This window comes from Vibrio sp. 2134-1, assembly GCF_033339495.1.
On the sequence record NZ_JAWOUS010000615.1, the window covers coordinates 1 to 617 of the forward strand.

The following is a 617-nucleotide window of genomic DNA, read 5'->3' on the forward strand; positions in this document are numbered from 1 at the left end:
CGCATCGGTGAGCGCATCCTCGATAGTCTTGGGCTTATTCAAAAGTAGAGGAATACCGTTCACTAGTGCCGTCACGTTTTGCCAAGATTGCGCTTTAAGCCCTTCAGCAAACTGATAATCCAGCGAAACTTTAGATTCAAACGGTGCACCACACGTCAGCCCCGTTGGTAAGTTGGCACTGAAAGAGGCCGAGTTTGCCAGTTGCACATCGACCGCTTTCGATGTGTCGTTGTTCAGTGACCAATTGCCCTTTACGCTTGCAGATCGGCCGGTGTGAGAAAGCGTCAACTCGACCGTTTCCCCAGCGTTGATGTAACGAGATTGATATCGGGCGTTAAAAGGAACTTTGAGTAAGTTATGCTGTGCGAAGCTATCTTTCAGAATGTGTGCGTACTCTTTTTCAGGGAAAAGCATTGTCGCGGCAAACACGGTGGACTCCGCCAAATCATGCATTTTCACACCACGACCCACGCCGTACATGCCTTCAAGCACAATCGAGTCAAAGTCACGGAAAACACGATCCGAACCATCGCCATAACGAGCAACGGACGCTTTCAAGGCTTGGAATAAAGGTGTCGACCACAACTCGTCGCCCAATTCACCACCAACACTTTCAT

The 617-nt window shown here is 49.4% G+C and carries 1 pseudogene; it reads right to left on the bottom strand.

Annotation, left to right across the window (positions count from 1 at the left end):
- A pseudogene (locus R7R78_RS27550) lies at positions 1-617 on the bottom strand (propeptide, peptidase); the annotation flags it as partial.